The 17833-nt window shown below is 37.9% G+C and carries 17 protein-coding genes and 1 other RNA gene; 10 read left to right on the forward strand and 8 right to left on the reverse strand.

The annotated features are described in order from the left end of the window. Positions 1 to 171 precede the first annotated feature (171 nt). Positions 172 to 1737, forward strand: a complete 1566-nt coding sequence (locus tag EHQ49_RS02430) for a methyl-accepting chemotaxis protein (protein ID WP_135576007.1) — start codon at positions 172 to 174, stop codon at positions 1735 to 1737. Positions 1738 to 1790: 53 nt separating this feature from the next. On the opposite strand, the gene EHQ49_RS02435 is transcribed toward EHQ49_RS02430, so the two are convergent. The 4 genes from EHQ49_RS02435 to yiaA form a co-directional block, all read right to left on the reverse strand. Beyond that, positions 1791 to 2651 (reverse strand): alpha/beta hydrolase, encoded by an 861-nt coding sequence (locus EHQ49_RS02435; RefSeq protein WP_135576009.1) that lies wholly within the window; start codon positions 2649 to 2651, stop codon positions 1791 to 1793. A gap of 21 nt (positions 2652 to 2672) precedes the next feature. Further along, complete coding sequence (locus tag EHQ49_RS02440; protein WP_135576011.1) at positions 2673 to 3278, reverse strand: TetR/AcrR family transcriptional regulator; 606 nt, start codon at positions 3276 to 3278, stop codon at positions 2673 to 2675. Between the two features lie 220 nt (positions 3279 to 3498). After that, entirely contained in the window at positions 3499 to 3999 is a 501-nt protein-coding gene (locus tag EHQ49_RS02445) for a DUF1579 domain-containing protein (RefSeq protein ID WP_135576013.1), read from the reverse strand. A gap of 34 nt (positions 4000 to 4033) precedes the next feature. Further along, entirely contained in the window at positions 4034 to 4522 is a 489-nt protein-coding gene (gene yiaA / locus EHQ49_RS02450) for an inner membrane protein YiaA (protein WP_244241307.1), read from the reverse strand. A gap of 145 nt (positions 4523 to 4667) precedes the next feature. Here yiaA and EHQ49_RS02455 point away from each other — a divergent pair, with 145 nt between their 5' ends. After that, complete coding sequence (locus EHQ49_RS02455; protein WP_135576015.1) at positions 4668 to 5147, forward strand: GyrI-like domain-containing protein; 480 nt, start codon at positions 4668 to 4670, stop codon at positions 5145 to 5147. Between the two features lie 130 nt (positions 5148 to 5277). On the opposite strand, the gene EHQ49_RS02460 is transcribed toward EHQ49_RS02455, so the two are convergent. Continuing rightward, positions 5278 to 5835 carry a hypothetical protein gene (locus tag EHQ49_RS02460; protein ID WP_135576017.1) on the reverse strand — a complete coding sequence of 186 codons (558 nt, stop codon included), beginning with the start codon at positions 5833 to 5835 and terminating at the stop codon, positions 5278 to 5280. A gap of 304 nt (positions 5836 to 6139) precedes the next feature. On the opposite strand from EHQ49_RS02460, the gene EHQ49_RS02465 reads away from it, so the two are divergent. The 4 genes from EHQ49_RS02465 (at position 6140) to EHQ49_RS02480 (ending at position 11879) form a co-directional block, all read left to right on the forward strand. Next, the gene (locus EHQ49_RS02465) at positions 6140 to 6805 is read left to right on the forward strand and encodes a DUF1554 domain-containing protein (RefSeq protein ID WP_135576019.1); all 666 of its coding nucleotides are present in this window, start codon (positions 6140 to 6142) and stop codon (positions 6803 to 6805) included. Positions 6806 to 6899: 94 nt separating this feature from the next. Further along, complete coding sequence (locus tag EHQ49_RS02470) at positions 6900 to 7199, forward strand: hypothetical protein (protein ID WP_244241308.1); 300 nt, start codon at positions 6900 to 6902, stop codon at positions 7197 to 7199. A gap of 30 nt (positions 7200 to 7229) precedes the next feature. Next, on the forward strand, positions 7230 to 8708 hold the full coding sequence (locus EHQ49_RS02475; RefSeq protein WP_135576021.1) for a ParA family protein: 1479 nt from the start codon (positions 7230 to 7232) through the stop codon (positions 8706 to 8708). Between the two features lie 144 nt (positions 8709 to 8852). Continuing rightward, positions 8853 to 11879 carry a chitobiase/beta-hexosaminidase C-terminal domain-containing protein gene (locus EHQ49_RS02480; RefSeq protein ID WP_135576023.1) on the forward strand — a complete coding sequence of 1009 codons (3027 nt, stop codon included), beginning with the start codon at positions 8853 to 8855 and terminating at the stop codon, positions 11877 to 11879. Positions 11880 to 11968: 89 nt separating this feature from the next. Here EHQ49_RS02480 and EHQ49_RS02485 read toward each other — a convergent pair whose 3' ends face one another. Continuing rightward, complete coding sequence (locus EHQ49_RS02485; protein ID WP_135576025.1) at positions 11969 to 12724, reverse strand: SDR family NAD(P)-dependent oxidoreductase; 756 nt, start codon at positions 12722 to 12724, stop codon at positions 11969 to 11971. A gap of 268 nt (positions 12725 to 12992) precedes the next feature. Here EHQ49_RS02485 and EHQ49_RS02490 point away from each other — a divergent pair, with 268 nt between their 5' ends. Next, positions 12993 to 13877: an AraC family transcriptional regulator gene (locus tag EHQ49_RS02490; protein ID WP_135577693.1), complete on the forward strand. Its 885-nt coding sequence runs from the start codon at positions 12993 to 12995 to the stop codon at positions 13875 to 13877. A gap of 110 nt (positions 13878 to 13987) precedes the next feature. On the opposite strand, the gene EHQ49_RS02495 is transcribed toward EHQ49_RS02490, so the two are convergent. Beyond that, on the reverse strand, positions 13988 to 14365 hold the full coding sequence (locus EHQ49_RS02495; RefSeq protein WP_135576027.1) for an MliC family protein: 378 nt from the start codon (positions 14363 to 14365) through the stop codon (positions 13988 to 13990). A 472-nt stretch (positions 14366 to 14837) separates the two neighbouring features. Beyond that, positions 14838 to 15189: a transfer-messenger RNA gene (gene ssrA, locus EHQ49_RS02500) on the reverse strand. Between the two features lie 97 nt (positions 15190 to 15286). Here ssrA and EHQ49_RS02505 point away from each other — a divergent pair. From EHQ49_RS02505 to EHQ49_RS02515, 3 genes are read left to right on the forward strand one after another with little or no spacing between them, the layout of a single operon-like run. Then, positions 15287 to 16429 (forward strand): LIC13341 family surface-exposed protein, encoded by a 1143-nt coding sequence (locus EHQ49_RS02505; RefSeq protein WP_135576029.1) that lies wholly within the window; start codon positions 15287 to 15289, stop codon positions 16427 to 16429. A 6-nt stretch (positions 16430 to 16435) separates the two neighbouring features. Beyond that, entirely contained in the window at positions 16436 to 17089 is a 654-nt protein-coding gene (locus EHQ49_RS02510; protein ID WP_135576031.1) for an FFLEELY motif protein, read from the forward strand. After that, on the forward strand, positions 17086 to 17823 hold the full coding sequence (locus tag EHQ49_RS02515; protein ID WP_135576033.1) for a flagellar motor protein MotB: 738 nt from the start codon (positions 17086 to 17088) through the stop codon (positions 17821 to 17823). The genes EHQ49_RS02510 and EHQ49_RS02515 overlap by 4 nt, the downstream gene beginning before the upstream one ends. Positions 17824 to 17833 lie beyond the last annotated feature (10 nt).

Genomic DNA, 17833 nt, shown 5'->3' on the forward strand with positions numbered 1-17833 from the left:
ACTGAGGATTTAGAATACAAACAGTTCGTTCCTTCTTTAAAAAATCTAGATTTCATTGAAAAATGGAAAAAATGCGGATCATTTCCTTCGGTTTTGATCCGTAGATGTATACAACCAATAAAAAATTGGCCTAATCGCCGTTCTGGTGATGTAATGAATTGAGGGTATTCAGTGTTAACGATTGCAGATCTTTGGAAACAAGGAAAAATCATTATTAACAGAATCAGGTTTGGTCTGGTTCTTTTATTCGTTTTTGCGATGTTAGGTGCCAAAGACGAATTCCAACCAAAGATGTTTGTGATCCATATGATTGGAACCTGCACGATGGGATTTTATTGTGCGATTGCTTATATCCTAGAAAAAAAAACAAATCCTCCAACTTGGTTTCATAAACTTTTAGTCTTACTCGATACATTGGTTCTTTCGGGAACCATCATCATGGATTGTACGTTAAGTGCTAAGGAAGCAGAGGCAGCCCTTGCCAATGCTATTGTGTATTTTATCTTTTTCTTCAACGCAATTTATTCAGGATTTTTGGGTGATCGCAAATTTGTATTGATTAACTCTCTATTGGGTGCTTTTTTATCTGCCGTTGCTCTTTACTGTGCTGTTACTATTTCTGGACTTCAACTTTCTGTTGATCCAGAACTTTCCAGTAAACCTGGTTATATTGGTGTTACAGGTGAGATATTAAAACCAGTGTTTATTTTCACTGCCGGTTATATTGCTAGTTTACTCGTTCAATTATTAACAAAGATTAGTTCTCTTGCAGAAATTAAAGCACACGAAGCAGAACTTTTACTTAGTCAATCTAAGGAACGAAATAAAATTTCTTCTAACGCAGCTGTAAAATTAGAAAGTTCGATCAGAAATTTTAGCGATTTTGTTTCACAAACTTCGATTAAACTAGAATCTCAAGCGGCTTCCTTAGAAGAGATTACTGCAGTGATTTCTGAATTATCGAGTTCCTTTGAATCTAATGGATCTTCGATTGAAGAACAAAACAACAAAGTACAAGGAATGGTATCCGATACAGAAATTCTAAAAGAAACTGTAGATCGAATTCTTGTACAAAGTGAACGTTTGGTAGAAATTGCTGAGATTAATAAAAAAGAAAGTATGTCGGTTACAGAAGTAGCTGACCAAACCGCTGCCCATCTAGAATCCATTCAATCTTCCTTTGATCAAGTAAACGAAATCAATAATATTGTCGCCGAAATTGGGGAAAAAACAAACTTACTTGCGTTAAATGCATCGATTGAAGCAGCAAGGGCTGGTGATGTAGGAAAAGGATTCGCGGTTGTTGCAAACGAAGTGAGTAAACTTGCCGAGTTCACCAAAAACAACGTAAAACGAATTGCTGTAGTTGTTAAAAGTTCCAAAGAGATCATTACCAATGCCAGAAATGCTTCACAAAGTACCGGTGAATTAGCAAAATCTCAAATTGATCGATTGAACCAAACATTGGTGGCCATCCAAAACATGAATCAATTGTATTTGGAACAAAGAAATACATTATCTGCAATTTTAGTGGAGTTGGCACAAATTCGAGAACTATCCAAACAAATTTCAGAGTCCACCAAAGAACAGTTACTTGGTCAAAAAGAAGCATCAAAAGGCATTGTTCAACTAGAAATGGAGGTCAACGAAATCAGTCGCGCCTCCAAAGATCTAGAAGAACATATTGAAATGATCAAAGATGAAGCCAATAAATTGGCATCAATGAGCCAGAGTTAAACCAAAACTTAGTCTGAACTTTGGAATTTCCCTTCCAAAGTTCCTTTAGTTTTTTAATCCTCTTTTAAAAAGTTTAGAATTTCTTCCTTAACACTCTCGGTTCGCAAAATCATTTTGTGGCCGAGCCCTTTGGTTTGTACTAACTTGGATTTTTTCCATGCTTTCGAAACAGCAAGTCCCATAGAAAATGGAATTTCTAAATCATCTTCATCATGGATAACAAGCAGAGAGTTACTAAACTTAGGACCGGCTGCCCCTAAATCTAAACTACTCAACGGTTGTTTTACTTTTCGTTCCAAAAGGATTCGCATGGATTCTTGTTCTTCTTCCGTTAATCGAAAGTATTCACTGAACGTTTTTCTTAATATTTCTAATCGCAAAGGCGGTGCAATATAAACTAGTTTGTTTGCACTGACACCTAATTCTTGTGCTACGGTAGCAACCGCACCTCCAAATGAATGTGTGATGATAATATCAGGATTACCAATTTCCTGGACAAGCCTGCGGACCATCTTTGCCGAAAGAACAATATTGGAATACCTTCCAGTAGAATATCCATGTCCTGGCAAATCGATCCCGAAAACATTATAACCTTCTTCCAATAGTGCAGGAACAATCCTTGCAAAGTTCCCCGTATTTCCATTCCAACCATGAATGAGAAGGATGGTTTTACCTTCTCCCTTCCAATGAAAGTATTGAATGCGATGTTCGTTTTCTTGGAATTCTTTTTGTTCAGCCAGTGCCAACACATCCATTTCCTTTCGGGATGGTTTCTGTTTTTGCGTTGATAAAAAATACTGAGCGGCCACATAACCAAAAAACATCGGCTTTCTTCTGGCAAAGGCCCATTTTTCTTCTATCGGAATAGGGTAAGTTCTATTTAAAGAACGAACGATCGTGCTATTTGTTTCCATAACTTAATCCTTATACTTCTGTTAGTCCCAACTGTCTTCATACTGATTTCGTTTGATAAGTTCGTTAAAACTTTGTTTGGCTTTTTTTTCGGCATTTTTATCTTCCAAAAGTCTGTTGTAAAAATGAAAAGATAAAATGAGACCCCAAATATCTTGGACCATCTTATCTACATTTGTATTGGAAGATAATTCTAAAGTGTTTTTCGCATCTTCTACAAATTGTTTTAAAGTCTTTTGCCAACTGAGTTGTGTTTTTTTCAAATGATCTCTGACAACACCTGGCCTGTCATCAAATTCAGAACTAGAAGATAAAAACAAACAACCGCCTGGTAAACTATCTGTATGTGCCCACGACAACCACATCTGAAATGCAGTTTTAAGTCTAGCTATCCCTGGTTTGGTTTTGAGAGAAGGGTATACTACATTTCTTCGAAAGAGTTCACTTCCCACTCGTAACACTTCAATTTGAAGATTTTCTTTGGAGGCAAACTTGGCAAAAAGTCCACTTTTGGACATCCCCAATTCATCAGCTAAGGTGCCTATAGTGAGGCCTTGCAATCCTTGGACACTCGCTACCTGGACCGCTTTTTCCAGAATTATGGATTTTGTTTCCTCACCTTTACTCACAAATAAAAGTACGACCGTTCGTTTAAATTTGTAAAGTACTTTTTTAGGTCTGCCCGCCTCGAATTGGATTCCAAATCTGGATTGGTTCGAAAACCGACCGGGCTTCTACGGGGTGCGCTAAACGCTCCCGTCCTCGGAAGGCTTTTCGCCTTCTCGGACCAAGCCCTCCGTATCCCTGGCGGGATGGTGGTTGGATATGGAATCGCATCGTTTATTCATTCTAAGTCTTTCGTTTGTAGAATGTCTCCGTTGCTTTTGCTTCTTCCCCTTCCGGAGAGATATTAAAAGCTGTCAGAGAAAATTCGTCATTACTGATGAACTGAATTTCGGTTCTCCAACCCCAGAGTTTTTCACCATACTCAGGGTTGCCATAGGAACCATTCATAAAAAAGCCATTTCCTTTTGATTCTCCACTAGACAACATAATTTGTGTTCCCATGTGAAAACTATCGATCCAAGAACTTGTAAACCTTTGGTAAGGGATATCAAATCCAATGACCATCTTTCCAACAAAGGGTTTCCCTTCCAAACTACTTTGGTAATCTAAAGAAATGAATCGGCCACCAAACAGACTCGTGATGGTGACCTCAGCGGGTGACTCATCTGCTAAAACATCTTTTTCAAACCAAGTTTTGGTTTTTCCATTCCAATTACCAATCAAACTTTGTAATTGTTTGTGGGCACCGTTTGTTAGAGACTGTTCGAATTTGTTTGATGTCATTTGTTTGCCTTACGGTTTGATTTCGTTCGATCAATTATGTTTTGTCTTTTGGTGAGAGTTCTGGTTTGATATTTCCTTCGGCCATTCGTAAATCACGGACGTTTTTTTGAACAGCAACGGCAGCAAATAAACTGAGAACAAATGAAATTCCAAAAAAACCTTTTTCACTTAAAGCGAGAGTTGCATTCCAGAGTCCGATGAAAAGTAGTGAGAGAGTCAAAGCGACGGAAAACCAACACAAACCAATATAGATACCGGTAACAAATAAACCTTCCAATTGGTCTCTTACCGTTTTTTGTAAAGAAACGGCAGAAAACAATCCGTACATTAAAATTGTAATATAAAAACCTTTTTCGTTTAACATCATGTCGGCGTTCCAAATTCCTACGATGAATGTAAACATACCAATAACGAGAGAAAGCCAGGAAGCTCCAATAAAGGCAGCAGAGGGTTTTTGAGGTTGAGTGATCATTTCGGAAGTTGTATGGTCCGTTTCCGATTTGGTCAAGAATTTTGTTAACATCGTCGAGACCTTCAGGATGTTTCTTTTCTTTCGTTCTTTAAAGAATTCATGAAAGTTTTAATCTTTGGATTTCTTTCTATTTTGTGGTTAAAATTGCGTAAAGAATCCTGATTGAAATATGGAGTCATAAAAAGATTGATTGGTTATGGATTCTAAAATCACCTCGATAGAGAAAAAATACTTAGTTGGTAAAAAAATAGAAATGTCTTTGGTTGAAAGTTTAACACCGACTTTATGGAAATCTTTTGTTCCTTCCATTGGTTCCATTCAAAACCGAGTTTCCAAAGAAATGATTTCTTTGTCAGTGTATCCGACCGATTATTTTCAAAATTTTAATCCCAATCGAAAATTTATCAAATGGGCAGGAGTAGAAGTTTCTTCTCTAATGGATTTGCCGGAAGGAGTGGAAGTTTTGGAAATTCCAGCCGGACTTTATAGTGTATTTCTTTACAAAGGTCTGGCGAGTGAAGCCGGCCCGTTTTTCCAATGGATTTTTAGAGAATGGTTTCCTAAATCCGAATACGATTTGGACAATCGACCACATTTTGAAGTACTCGGTGACAAATACAAAAATGAGGATCCTAGTTCAGAAGAATTTGTTTATATACCCATAAAACCGCGTTAAGGATACGTAGGGCTTGGTCACCTGCCATCGTTAGATGGCTGGGGACGGGAGCGTTTAGCGCACCCCGGAGGAGCCTGACCCTTTCAAAAATAAAATGGTTTTATAGAAGGGAATTGGGAACGCCCAAAAGCTAAACCATTGGGGGCCAAACACTACTTTTTTCTGGTTCCTTTGGCATGAAGACAATCCAAAGTTTATCACCGACTTTTTTTGTTAGATGAACTGATTCATAAATATTGCCAACATTTCCTGTATATTTTTTTCCACTTACTTCGAATACAAATTCAACAATCGTTGGGGATTTACCATTTAAAGATTGAGTATAGTCTTTACGAATGTCTATGATTTCGCCAACTGTGGCCTTTCCTTGTTCTAAGGGAATGAGTTCATCATTTGCAGTTCGAATTCCCCTTCGCCAACAATAGATCCCAATGATGGGAAATAAAATCGTCCAAAAAAATGGGATCGTGAAAATGATACCAATGAGGGTCATCACATTGCCTGTGTATTTGATCCTTCGTTTGAATTTTGTTGGAAGGACTCTTGGAGCCATAGGAGGTTCAGAGCCAAGATCGTCGGAGTTGAAAGAGTATTCGAGGGTTCCTCCACAATTGGTGCAGTTAGTTATGTTTGAATTGGAATATTGAGTTTTGCACCAAGGGCATTGGATTGTGGTATCAAATGGCATAAAGTTTCCGATGTTTATTTTGAATGGATTCTCATTCTATTGTCAAGATTAGTTTTTGAAGGTAAATGTTTCCTTCTTATAACAAACTCGAATTCAAATTTTGGGTTATGTTTTTATTTTTAATTTCGCATAATGGATATTTGGTTATGAACAGTGATCTTGGTTTGAATGATTGAAACTTCAATTGATTCTATTAATCAAATGTTTCGATAAATAAAATCTTTCCAAACGTAAGTTGGGTAATTCTATCGGAATGATTGGAATTCTTAGTTGATTGGAAAGTCAATCAGGATAGAATGTATGGATGCGTTTCGGTTTTCTCTTCGTACTTGTCACTTTGATCCAATGCTCAAAGCCAGAACTCAATAATCCAAGTGATTTTGGAACTGATTCTTATTTAGAAAACCAAACAATCCTTTGTTTGACAGGGCAGACTTCTGCATGCCGATTAGCAGTTCCCGTTTGCACCAATTGTCGTTTTTTTTCCACGAGTACAACTTATAACGGGGCACGTGGGGGAATCATCGGAGCCGATGCGATTTGTATGAGTGATTCCAAAAAGCCGACGGAACCAGCGAGGGCGGTATACAAAGCATTTCTTGTGGATGATGTGAATCGGATTGCCTGTACAACTTCCAATTGTAGTGGTGGGGTATCTGAACATACGGATTGGATCCTAAAGCCAGATACATCCTATTTTAGAGCTGCAGATTTAACAAAGTTTGCAGTTACAGATAGTTTTGGAATCTTCAATTCGCAGTTAGTACATGTGGATGTGAACGTACTCACGAATACCTTAACTGGTCTTGCGACAGGCGGTTGGACAACTCGCACAAATAATCATTGCAATCGTTGGACGGATGGAACAGGAACTGGTAATGCTGGTGTTGCGGCAAATAGCCTTTCAGTCTTCACTTCTACATTAGGAAGTTGTAATGCTGCATCCGTTATCTTATGTGTGGAGCAGTAAAATCACCTTTGTATTTGTTTTTTTAATCTTATTTTGCCTGACTTGGATTTTTTGTTTTATCCCCCAGATTCGAGTGTATCTTCCCCAAGGAAAATTGGGTTCTATTCACATTTTATATGCGGAAGGAGCCAGTTTTCTCTGTTTTTGTTTTTTAAGTTGTTCTTGTATCGATTACAAAAATAGAAAATACTGGCAAGGAATCGCCATACACGAGTTTGTTCACCAACGCCAACAAAGGTTGTTTTCTCCGTTTGTTTTTGGAATTCTCTATTTTGGGGAATGGATTTTTCGAAAGTTATATCACAAACAAACTTGGATGGAAGCTTATCGAAATCTTCGTTGGGAAAAAGAAGCAGAAGTGGCACGCCTTAGGTTTGAAGAAAATATCTCTTAAATCGGTTTTTGAAATGGTGCGGAGTATCTTGTGAAGAATAAAGAAGAAAAAATCGATTGGAATGAGGTGATAGATTCTCTATCGGATAGGAACGAAGCATTTGTTGAAGATAAATTTGTAAAACCTTGGTTAAAAACTTTTTTTGGGTATCATGAAGATGCCATGACTCGTCAAGATTCGCCAAAAGGTACGAGAAAACGTACCGATATACTGGCATTAGGTGACAATCAAAAATTCAGTCTGATTGTTGAAGTCAAACACCATGGAACCAAAGATTTTCCTGAGTTCAATCCGGAAACAGGTATTGTATCTGATTTTGAACAACTCACAGAATACTTACGTACGTTTTATGATAATGTAAATAAAAGTTATATTCCCATTGGTATTTTTACGGATGGAGAACGGATTTTAGTTGTTCGTAATTATTATGGGATGGTTTTTCCCATCATCTATATCAAAAATTTAAAAAGTGGAAAAGGTGTAGTTTATTGGTCGAACGAGATCGTAAAGACGATAAAGAAAAAATTAAACGAACCAGTGATTCTCACCACTTATAATAATAAGGGAGGTGTTGGTAAAACCACAGTCAGTTATATACTGGCAAACTATTTAGCAAAAGTAAAAAAGAAATCGGTTTTAGCACTTGATTTCGATCCATTACAATCTGATTTTTCCAGGCTCTTTCATTTGGATTCTGGAGAATTTTATGATGTGATCGATTGGTTAGAAGGAACGGTCGATAAAAAAGACAAAAAGAAAGCAATGAGTATGCGCGATGGAAATCTTGTATTGGCTTTGGCAAAAGCAAATGAAAGTTCCAATGAAGCAATGAAAAAAGGAAACCTCAATAAATACTCGAGTCTTTCCGGAAGTATTACAAAAATCAATAGTTCGGCAAAAACGATTTCGAAATTAATGAAACAAGGAATTACAATTCCTCAACCCGGATCTACGATTCCGTTACATCGTAAGTTTGATGTAGTGATCATTGATAGTCCACCGGGTTGGTGGTATTATTCCATGCTTGCCATTTCTTTAAGTGATGTCATCATTCCACCGATTAACTTTAATAATGGATCTTCAGTGATCAATTTAGTTCGGTTCACAAACCAATACTTTCCGGAGCTCTTCAAACATTTGAATCCAACGACAAAGGAAGAAAAAATAAATTTTCTGAATTTGCGATCTCCTATTTTTTCCCATATGATCATTAATTTTTTTGATAAAAATGATAAAGAAGTTAAGGAGAAAGATTTAGATCAGGTAGTGGCAAAGTATTTGGAAAAAGAAATTAAAGATTCGTTTATTAGAAATTCTTTGTTTAGAAATGAAAGGGCCGATGGAATTTCTGGTCGCACCTTCGACGCCATTCGTTTGCCTTTAAATCGTTCGATCAATCAGTTATCCTCATTAGCTTTAGAAGACAGAGATCGGAAAAAAGTCGAAAACGATGTTCTCAAACTAGGAGAGATCATTGTTTCTGATTTATTTCCATTTATGAGAGGTTAGAAGGATTTATTATTTTTCCCTTTTTTGGTCATCTACGTTTTGTTTGTCTATTTGCACCTAACAAATCCATTGACAATATTTCTGAATCCTTCTAATTTGTGTACAAAAGAGGAAAAAGCGTGAATATGAAAAAAGGTTATTTGAATGAATCGAAAACTATTACTCGTACTAATGCTAGGTGTATTCTCTTTTAATTGTATTGGGTTATTACTTCCTGAAAAAGAAAACAAAGACCAGTCTTTATTACAGGCCATTCTTGGAATATTTTTGGGGAATCCTAATCATGTAAGGACTGTCTCTGCTGAAGTAGGTCCATCTGGTGGCAGTTTGCGAGCGTCAGATGGAAGTTTCTCTTTTGAAATTCCTGCCGGTGCTTTGAGTGACACAAAAATCATAACAATTTCTCGAGAAGTTTCACCTAACGGATCGATTCCTGTTGAATTCGGTTCGACCACCCCTGTATTTAAATTTGAACCAGAAGGTTTACATTTTTCCAGACCAGCTCTGCTTTCAGTTGCTTATGAACAAGGTAATTTTGTCGAAGCAGGAATTGAAGAACGAAGTATTGGTATGTATTATATTAAAGATGATTCCTCCTTAGAAAAAATGAAGAAGGTATCGGTCGATTATTCGACTAACACTCTAAAAGTGGAAGTGGTTCATTTTTCTTTTGGTGCGGGACTGAACATACAAATTTGGCTGGTATCTAGTGGAATTATGACTAATCCCACATCTGTTTCGAATGTAGCAGATCGAGTGATCGAAGAATTGGCAAACTATGCAGATTATGGTTATTCCAGTATCGATGAATACTATCAGGCCAATGCCGGAGTCCTTGGCCCTCTTTTAAATCAATTGGTAGCTGTTTTAGGAACGGATCCGATCACTGCTGCATATCCCAATGCAGATTTTGATGGCGATGGAGCACCTAACTTTGAAGATCCGATGGTTCCATCTCTTGCTCCTGCCATTACAATTAGTTCTGTAACCTCTCCGTTTATTAGTACACTCAGTGGTTCTATTAATGCCACTGACTTCACATGGCGTTCCTCCAAAACAGGAACCTATACGATTCGAAAAAATGCATCTGATTGTAATACAGGAACTGCGATTGATTCAGGAAACGTAACGGCAAATGTGAATCAAAATTCGGGTTCCATTTTAGCTTCCTCTTTGAATTTGGGAACCAATGCCCTTCGAGTTTGTGTGACCAGTGGTGGAGTGAAAGGTTTTGGAGTGGCTTCATTAACAAGAGATGATACAACTCCAGGTGTAACAGTCCTTCCTTCTGGAGGAAGTTTTGGAACAATACAATCAGTTGTATTAAATTGTTCTGATGTTGGTGGTGCAGGTTGTGCAAAGGTAATTTATACTTCTAATGGTTCCACTCCTTCTTTTGGTTCCAATTGTTCGATTACAAATGGAACATTGTATTCTACTTCCATATCAACACCAAATCAAACAGCGACTACATACAAAATCAAAAGTTGTGACAATGCAGGGAACCAATCCATTGTTTATAGTGAAACTTATACTGTAGATACAGTCATTCCCACAGTAACAATTAATAGTGTATTGCCTTCTAACTATTTAAAATCAGGGCAAACTTCTACTATTAGTTGGAAGTCGAACAAAGCTGGTAGTTATGAAGTAAAATTAGGAAATTCTTGTGCTTCGGGGACTGCACTTACAGGAACAAATGTATCTGGTACTGTTGCTGCGAACGAATCGATTAGTTCGGAAATTCCAGTTACATCTTTTGGTTCTGAAGGTTCTAAAACAATAGCTGTTTGTGTTTCTAATTTGGTTGGCACTAAAGGAGGGACTACAGTAAACTTAACAGTGGATTTAACGAACCCCACTCTTTCTGCTTCTGTTGATAGTGGGACCTATACAACTGCGCAAACTTTGACGATTACATGTGCAGACTTACAATCGAGCTGTCACGAAATCATTTATACTTCTAATGGATCCATTCCCTCCTTCGATGTTTCAGGTTCGATTGTGAATGGTCAATTGTATACAGGTTCTATCATCACTCCGAACACTGCTGTATTAGAGTATCGATTTTTGGCGAGAGACCGCGCAGGAAATCTTTCCGGAGTATTGGTTCGAAATTATACAATTGGACAATTGATTCCTAAGTTTACTTCCTTTGAGATTCCTGAATATGGTGCAAAGGGTGTCATTGATGAAGTAAACAAAACAATACATATTGCTGTCTACAAAGCCAATGGGCCTGATTCGACGGCAGTATTCACTACAGAAAATACCGTTTCTATAATTCATCCAGGTTATACGCCGATTCCCTATGTTAGTGGTGATGCAATCCATTTAGGACAAAATGAAAATGAATTGGCTAAGGAGTTAATTTTAACAAGCCCTACTGGAACTACAGTTACTTATAAAATTTATACCTTCTCGATTACTGTTGACCGGAATGAATATATTTTAGGGTCGTCAACTACTGCTGATATATATATAAAAGCTCTTTTCGGTAGTAATCCTCAAGTGAATATTACCACTCCAAATGGAACCAGCCAAGCAACTTGTGTTCGGTTTAACCAATATACACTCAATTGTACGTTTACACCAATTAGTAGTTTGGATGGATATTTTATGGATGTAGTAGTCACAAATGATGCTCCATACCATAACTTTACTTTGGTGAAAGCAGCAAAGATGACTGTTACAAAAAATGGCGCCGGTGAGGCTAATGGAGAAATTCCCTATTGTTTAATACAACATCCACATTCAATCACTATGCCAGTACCTGGGATGACGGAGATGATTTACGCTAGGGTTTATTATCCTGGTCTTACTAATAAATCAGTAGAAAACCCTGCTGTTTCAGGACAGATAGGAATTGGACCGCTGGGGACTGATCCTCGAACAAGTGCATTGTGGACTTATTCTAACGCCAGGTTCAATGTCTCTGATTTCAATCTAAATGTTAATGATGCAGAGTATATGGCACAAGTTTATGCTCGTCCAGGTGTGACTGGTTTTTCTTATGTGGCTAGGTTTTCAGTCAACGGTGGATTGAATTATACCTATTGTGATACTGATGGAAGTGGATCTAATTATTTGTTAATGGGTGATGATTACCCCAATTTACAATATTCAGTAAATAAATTGGGAACCATTAATATTGCGAATCCAAATCCATAAATGAATCATTGTTAATCAAAGTTTGTTATCTAACAAAACCAACTTGCCCTCTAATGCAATAGAGGGCTGTTTCATTTTCTATTAGAATCTTATAGTAAATGTCCTCCGGATACTTCAATGTCTTGTGCAGTCACCCATCCAAAGTCATCAGAAAGAAGGTTCACAATGACTTTTCCAATGTCTTCTGGTAAACCAATACGACCAAAGGCAGTTTGATCTGCTAATGGTTTGATGTATTCTGGATATTTATCAAACACTCCATCTCCAAAATTACTATGTGTTGGGCCTGGTGACACGGCATTAACACGAATTTTACGAGGCGCAAGTTCATTGGCAAGATAACGAGTCCAAGTGGAAAGTGCTGCTTTGAGAGATCCATAAATAGAATACCCAACAAAAGCTTTTGAACTTGAGGAACTGGAAGTGTTAACGATGGCGCCATTATCTTCCATAAGAGCCACTAATTTTTGTGTTAAGAAGATAGGGCCTTTGTAGTTGGTATTTAGAATTTTTTCAAAATACTCTTCTGTTAATTCGGTAAAGAGCATCGGGCCACCAATGCCACCGTTATTTACTAAGAAGTCAAAACTGGTTCGATTCCAAATTGTAGAGAGTTTGTTTTTTACCTCTTCGAGAAATGTATCAAAGGTTTCTTTTTTTGTGAGATTTAACCTCAGTGCCACAGCATGAACTCCTTTATTTTTTTCGATTTCAATCACAACTTCTTCTGCACGTTCTTTGTACGAATTGTAAGTGAGAATCACGCTGATTCCTCGTTTACCTAATTCCAGAGCCGTTGCTTTACCAATACCATTGCTACCACCAGTGATGATTGCTACTTTCATAAAATTCTCCTGTTGTTTGCTTGAATGGAAATGAGATTTGATTGTTGGATAAAAACGGTTGTTAGGTTTTCTTCCAAAGTTGGCTCATCCCGGGCAAGTGAAGTTAAGGAAAATATAACCCAATTGTCTCCCAAGAACAAGATCGGATTTTGCCTAATAATTGCCTAAAACTACCGATGTATATTTTTTTGATCAAAAAATTTCAATATAAATTCAATTTTTGCCTTTTTAAAATGCCTAAAGGAGTCATATGTGGTATATTGGAAATATGCAAACGATAGTGAATGAGATTACTGAACTTTGTCGTAGCGCAACCACCGAACCCACAAAAACGGCTCTCCCTCGTGTGTTGATGATTCAGGGTGAAGTTCCAGAACACCAACTAGCAGCAGTTTATGAGCCTCTTATTGGTCTAGTTGTCCAAGGTGGTAAAACCATCTCGATTGGCACACAAGTGGTTCATTTGGAAGGTCCTGCTTATTTTGTAATTCCAACAGAAATGCCGGCAACTGGTTATGTAAGACAAGCAACCAATGGTCGTCCCTACGTATCTGTTGCGATTCAGTTGGATCAGAAAGTATTACTTGATTTGTTAAAGGATACACCGTACACAGTTGCTGTTAATAATCATACGAATGAGTTTTCTGCCTGCCCTGCGACTCAGGAATTTTTAGAGGTTTGGTTACGATTGCTTCGATTGATGAAAACTCCTGAACACATTGCGGTTTTGGCACCAGTATACGAAAGAGAAATTTTATATCATGTGTTGATTGGTCCTGAGGGATGGCGTCTTCGGCAATTGTTTCAATCTCATCAAAAAGGATCGAGCATTCACCAATCCATCCAATGGGTTAGACAACACTTTGCTCATTCGTTTGAAATTGAATATCTTGCGAACAAGGCTTGTATGGGAATTACTACCTTTCATAGGCAGTTCAAATCCATCACTGGTCTAAGTCCCATTCAATTTCAAAAACAATTAAGACTTCTCGAAGCACGCAAACTTTTAACTTACAGTGGTTATTCTGTCACCGATGCAGCATTAGACGTTGGTTACGAAAGTACTTCTCAGTTCAACAGAGAATATACAAGATTTTTTGGTAACTCTCCTGCACGCGACGCAAAAAAATTACGAGAGTTGGTTATGCGGTAAGGTGATTAGTATTGGTATTTGAGAAGAATGTAAAAAAGATAAAATGATACTCATTACTTTGTCATAATATAAATTAGTTTACCATCCAGGAATTGAAGTCGATTTTTAATTTAACGATTTCGTGGTATAGATACTTCTTTAAATGTATCTATTATCTCCCAATCACCCTTTCCATCTGGTTCCATCATAAATGCGCCATCCCCTTTTGCCCACCAAACTAAAGTTTTGTCATCAGTATAACGAACTCCTGAGGCTGACTCACCTTGATTTAATGTAATCGATTGCCCATTGGGAACTGTTAGAGTTACAGAGAAGGTACCTTTCCCATCTGAAGGATTGTGATACACGGCAGTAATGTTTTGACCTTTGTTACCTTGATACTCTACTTTAATTTCTTCGTAAGCTGGTTTACAAAGGAAAGAGAGTAAGCCAATCACAACTATTATAACAACACTAGATTTGAATTTCGATTGATAAGATGTTTTCAAAATGGATCACTCAATTCTATCGCATCAAATGATCAAATTCAAATAGAAAAAAAGAAATTCCCAACGGTTTCTTACTCCTGCAGTGTTTAACTCTCATCGTACACCATTTGTTAGCTGTTATCAGGAAGCCAGGAACAGATAAGAATTTTAATATACTTTAGGTGATAACCCAATGAAGGCGTTTGTTGTGCACAACGTCCAAGGATGGACGTGCGCGGGAGCTCTGGCCACGGAGGGCCAGGCGAACGCTGCCGTAATCTGGAGACGCACGGTGAGTCGGTCTTCGGTGCCTTCCCATCCGGGTCAGGCAACCTCCGACCCGTCCTGCTCGAGAGGTCTCAGGCATCCTGCCTTCGACAGAAACAGCTTCACGCTTCCTATGGGTCGCTACTGTTTCTTACTCTCGCAGTCGTTCGACTCCCGTCGCAAATTATTTGTTATACGAAAGTGGAGCTATGATACTAAAAATAGATTTTGGAGACGCCGGGAGTCGAACCCGGGTCCTATCATCCTCAAATGCAGCTTCTACACGTTTAGTTTGCAAATAAATTTCGGAAAGACTTACCCTACAAACGGGGGACTAATTCCTATCCTACTTAGAGTTCAATTCGGTTCGAAGCGGGCGACAAATCCGAAAGGTCCTTAGAGAGGTGTCGGTTTCTTGGCCACCTAAGGAAACAGCCAGTGAAACCGTAGAGCTTAAAATTAAGCTGCTAGAGCAAATTCGTTATTTGCAGTTATTGTTTTGAAGGTTTTTAAGAGGTCCCTCACCCCTACGTGCCACTGAATCCAAGCCAACAACAGTCGAAACCAATGTCGTCCCCAATTCTTAATACTTAGACGAGTAAACCACAGGAGTTTGAAAGGAAAAGCAAAAAAGGTTGAATTGGAGTTTTGGTATGATGGAATGAAAGAATTCCTATGAATTTATCCATTTTGTTTCGAATTACAGTCACTTTACTTTTCGCACTTGTTCCTTTTGTATCCTGCTCACAAAAGGAAGTCCCTTCCGATTCAGAAATTCGACAAGCTGTCTACGGCAGTGATACTGGCCAATCTGTTCGTATTTTGGGCCAAAAACAGATCAATTTAGATGAAAATCCGGAAATGGAAACTTTGGTTCTGTTCCAATCGGGGACAAGCGAGGTTCTTGCGGCCTTTCGTAAAGATGGATCGAGTTGGACCTTTCTTTGGAAGTTGGAATTTTTTCTGAAGAATTTGGGAGAGATGTTTTATGATGGGAAACTCAAATCTTGGGTTCCAGGATCTGCCCCAGGAAAAGAGAAGGTTTCATTTGCTGGTGACTGTCTTCGCAGGATTGTAGTTGCTGAACTTCCCGGTGATAATTTTAATTCCGTGTTCATTGAAGTGCTTGCCGAAGAACCACCGTTAGGTTTATTTTCTGTTCCAATGGGATACAGAAAAGGAAAAAAAATTTGGGACGGGTTCCAACTGAAAGAACATGAAGAGTTAAAACGCAGTAAACGAGTGGATTTTGAATACAACGCTAAAGACAAATCCTTTCGTATATTTCCAACCAATCCAAACTATTCACAAGAATTTGTATTTAATGGTTGGGAAATGATCGCGAACCTCCCAATGCAACCTGTTCCATCTTTTGTATCTTTGGAAATAACACCAAAGTTTGAGATTGGGAAAGAATCTTTGGTAACTTTACAATTAAAGAATCGAGGTAACTATGTTAGTTTGAGTTATCTTTCTTTGTCCTTTCCCGAGGCAGGTAGTGTGCGGTTGGCAGTTGAGGGTCAAGGTGTTCGGTTGTATAAAAAAGGTGATATTGTTTATAATGTTGTCTCCAACAAAAAAATTCCAGCAGAGTATCCGTTGTTAGAAGTAACAAAGGAAGGATGGGCCAATAACTTTCGTTATGGTGTGAAATTTTATTATACACCAAAAGAATCAGCGACACCAAAAATTCTATTTCGTTCAACTTATAAATTCTATCAAGAGATAGTTTCGATTCCTAACCAATTTTCAGTTGTACCTTTTGAACGTGACCAACAAGGATTTCCTTCCTATCATTTGGGAGCACCGACAAACTAGTCGTCAATGAAACACCAACTGTCGAAAGAAGTCACACTTGCCAGAAGGGAGATTGTTCGTATCCAAGTGGATCGATTTCATCTTTATTATTACGATTTTTTTCATCGTAAAGAAACAATCGAGATGGCAAAATTCTTCTTTGAAACCGTTTATAATTTAGATGGAAAGGAAGAATGGGAGACACTGGCTTTCACTACTTATGATAAAGTAAAAAATATGATGAAGGAAGGCACTAGGGAGAGTGTTGAACGTTTAATGGAACTGAATGCCATCACTGATAAATTGGACATTCGGATGGCGGAACTTCTTCTATCGAAAAACTGGATACCAGGAAAGGAAATGAACCAAGAAGAATATTTTGCACTTTTTTGCGAATTGGATGAAAGAGAGATTCGAAAAAAACAATTAGAAGTTGTACTCTTTAATCTTAAAAAATTCTATGAATTGGCACACAAACCAGTAAGTGCATATATTATCAAACCCGCCGCGATGATGTCTCGTTTACTTGGTGTGTATCCTTTGTTTAAAAAAGTGGAGCAAGGATACTATGCTACGTTACCAGTAAATCAGGATTTATTTGACGAGTTCTATGCGAAGGTAAAGAAAATGGAATGGGAATTTTTATATAAAGCCTTCCCGACCCTCAAAGAGGAAATATGAGAAGACGTTCCAGATTTGTATCTAAAGAAGAAGAACATATAGAAGCCCATGACCGTTGGTTGTTGACTTATGCAGATATGATTACTCTGCTTCTAGGACTTTTTATAATACTTTATGCCATAAGTAAGGTTGATGCCAACCGCCTAACAGAAGTAGCAAAAGATATCAAACGAGGTTTTGGATTGAATGTCAGTTCTGTTGGAGCTATTTTGGAAGGTGGTTCTGGAATTTTAGAAGATGATACGATGGAACCAAAATCTCAAGTGTTTCGGCTTTGGGAGCGAATCGGTTTTGCTCTGAAAACCTTACGAGAAAAAGCTAAGTTAAAATTAGGTCTTGCCGAAACAGAAGAACTCAAATTGACCTTTGCTGGTTCTGATTTGGCCTCGGATGATATTTTGAAAGCAGATCCGGAACTCAAATTTGCCTTTGAACAATTAGCTGTTTTATCCAAAGGAATGGATATTGACATAGTGGTTCGCGTACAAATTCCATATGAATCACAAATTGATAAATCGAAATTTCAAAATTCATGGGATTATCATTCCCATAGAGCTTCATTGCTTGCTGAAAAATTAGTAAATGAATATGGCATACCTAAGGAACAAGTATCTGTCCAAGGTTATGCGGTATTTCAAAAAGCAAAAGAATCGGACACTCCCGAAAAAAAAGCCAAAGAAGAACGAATCGAAATTCTCATTCGTAAAAAAGAAACATTAGAGAATTCAAAATAACCAAAGGAAG

The organism is Leptospira perdikensis (assembly GCF_004769575.1).
Taxonomy (GTDB): domain Bacteria; phylum Spirochaetota; class Leptospiria; order Leptospirales; family Leptospiraceae; genus Leptospira_A; species Leptospira_A perdikensis.

Excerpts from the sequence above, each read along its gene's own strand:
- EHQ49_RS02435 (WP_135576009.1), bottom strand. The coding sequence starts at position 2,651 with ATGGAAACAAATAGCACGATCGTTCGTTCTTTAAATAGAACTTACCCT.
- EHQ49_RS02445 (WP_135576013.1), bottom strand. The coding sequence starts at position 3,999 with ATGACATCAAACAAATTCGAACAGTCTCTAACAAACGGTGCCCACAAA.
- yiaA (WP_244241307.1), bottom strand. The coding sequence starts at position 4,522 with ATGTTAACAAAATTCTTGACCAAATCGGAAACGGACCATACAACTTCC.
- EHQ49_RS02455 (WP_135576015.1), top strand. The coding sequence starts at position 4,668 with ATGGATTCTAAAATCACCTCGATAGAGAAAAAATACTTAGTTGGTAAA.
- EHQ49_RS02460 (WP_135576017.1), bottom strand. The coding sequence starts at position 5,835 with ATGCCATTTGATACCACAATCCAATGCCCTTGGTGCAAAACTCAATAT.
- EHQ49_RS02465 (WP_135576019.1), top strand. The coding sequence starts at position 6,140 with ATGCGTTTCGGTTTTCTCTTCGTACTTGTCACTTTGATCCAATGCTCA.
- EHQ49_RS02480 (WP_135576023.1), top strand. The coding sequence starts at position 8,853 with ATGAATCGAAAACTATTACTCGTACTAATGCTAGGTGTATTCTCTTTT.
- EHQ49_RS02485 (WP_135576025.1), bottom strand. The coding sequence starts at position 12,724 with ATGAAAGTAGCAATCATCACTGGTGGTAGCAATGGTATTGGTAAAGCA.
- EHQ49_RS02490 (WP_135577693.1), top strand. The coding sequence starts at position 12,993 with ATGCAAACGATAGTGAATGAGATTACTGAACTTTGTCGTAGCGCAACC.
- EHQ49_RS02505 (WP_135576029.1), top strand. The coding sequence starts at position 15,287 with ATGAATTTATCCATTTTGTTTCGAATTACAGTCACTTTACTTTTCGCA.
- EHQ49_RS02510 (WP_135576031.1), top strand. The coding sequence starts at position 16,436 with ATGAAACACCAACTGTCGAAAGAAGTCACACTTGCCAGAAGGGAGATT.
- EHQ49_RS02515 (WP_135576033.1), top strand. The coding sequence starts at position 17,086 with ATGAGAAGACGTTCCAGATTTGTATCTAAAGAAGAAGAACATATAGAA.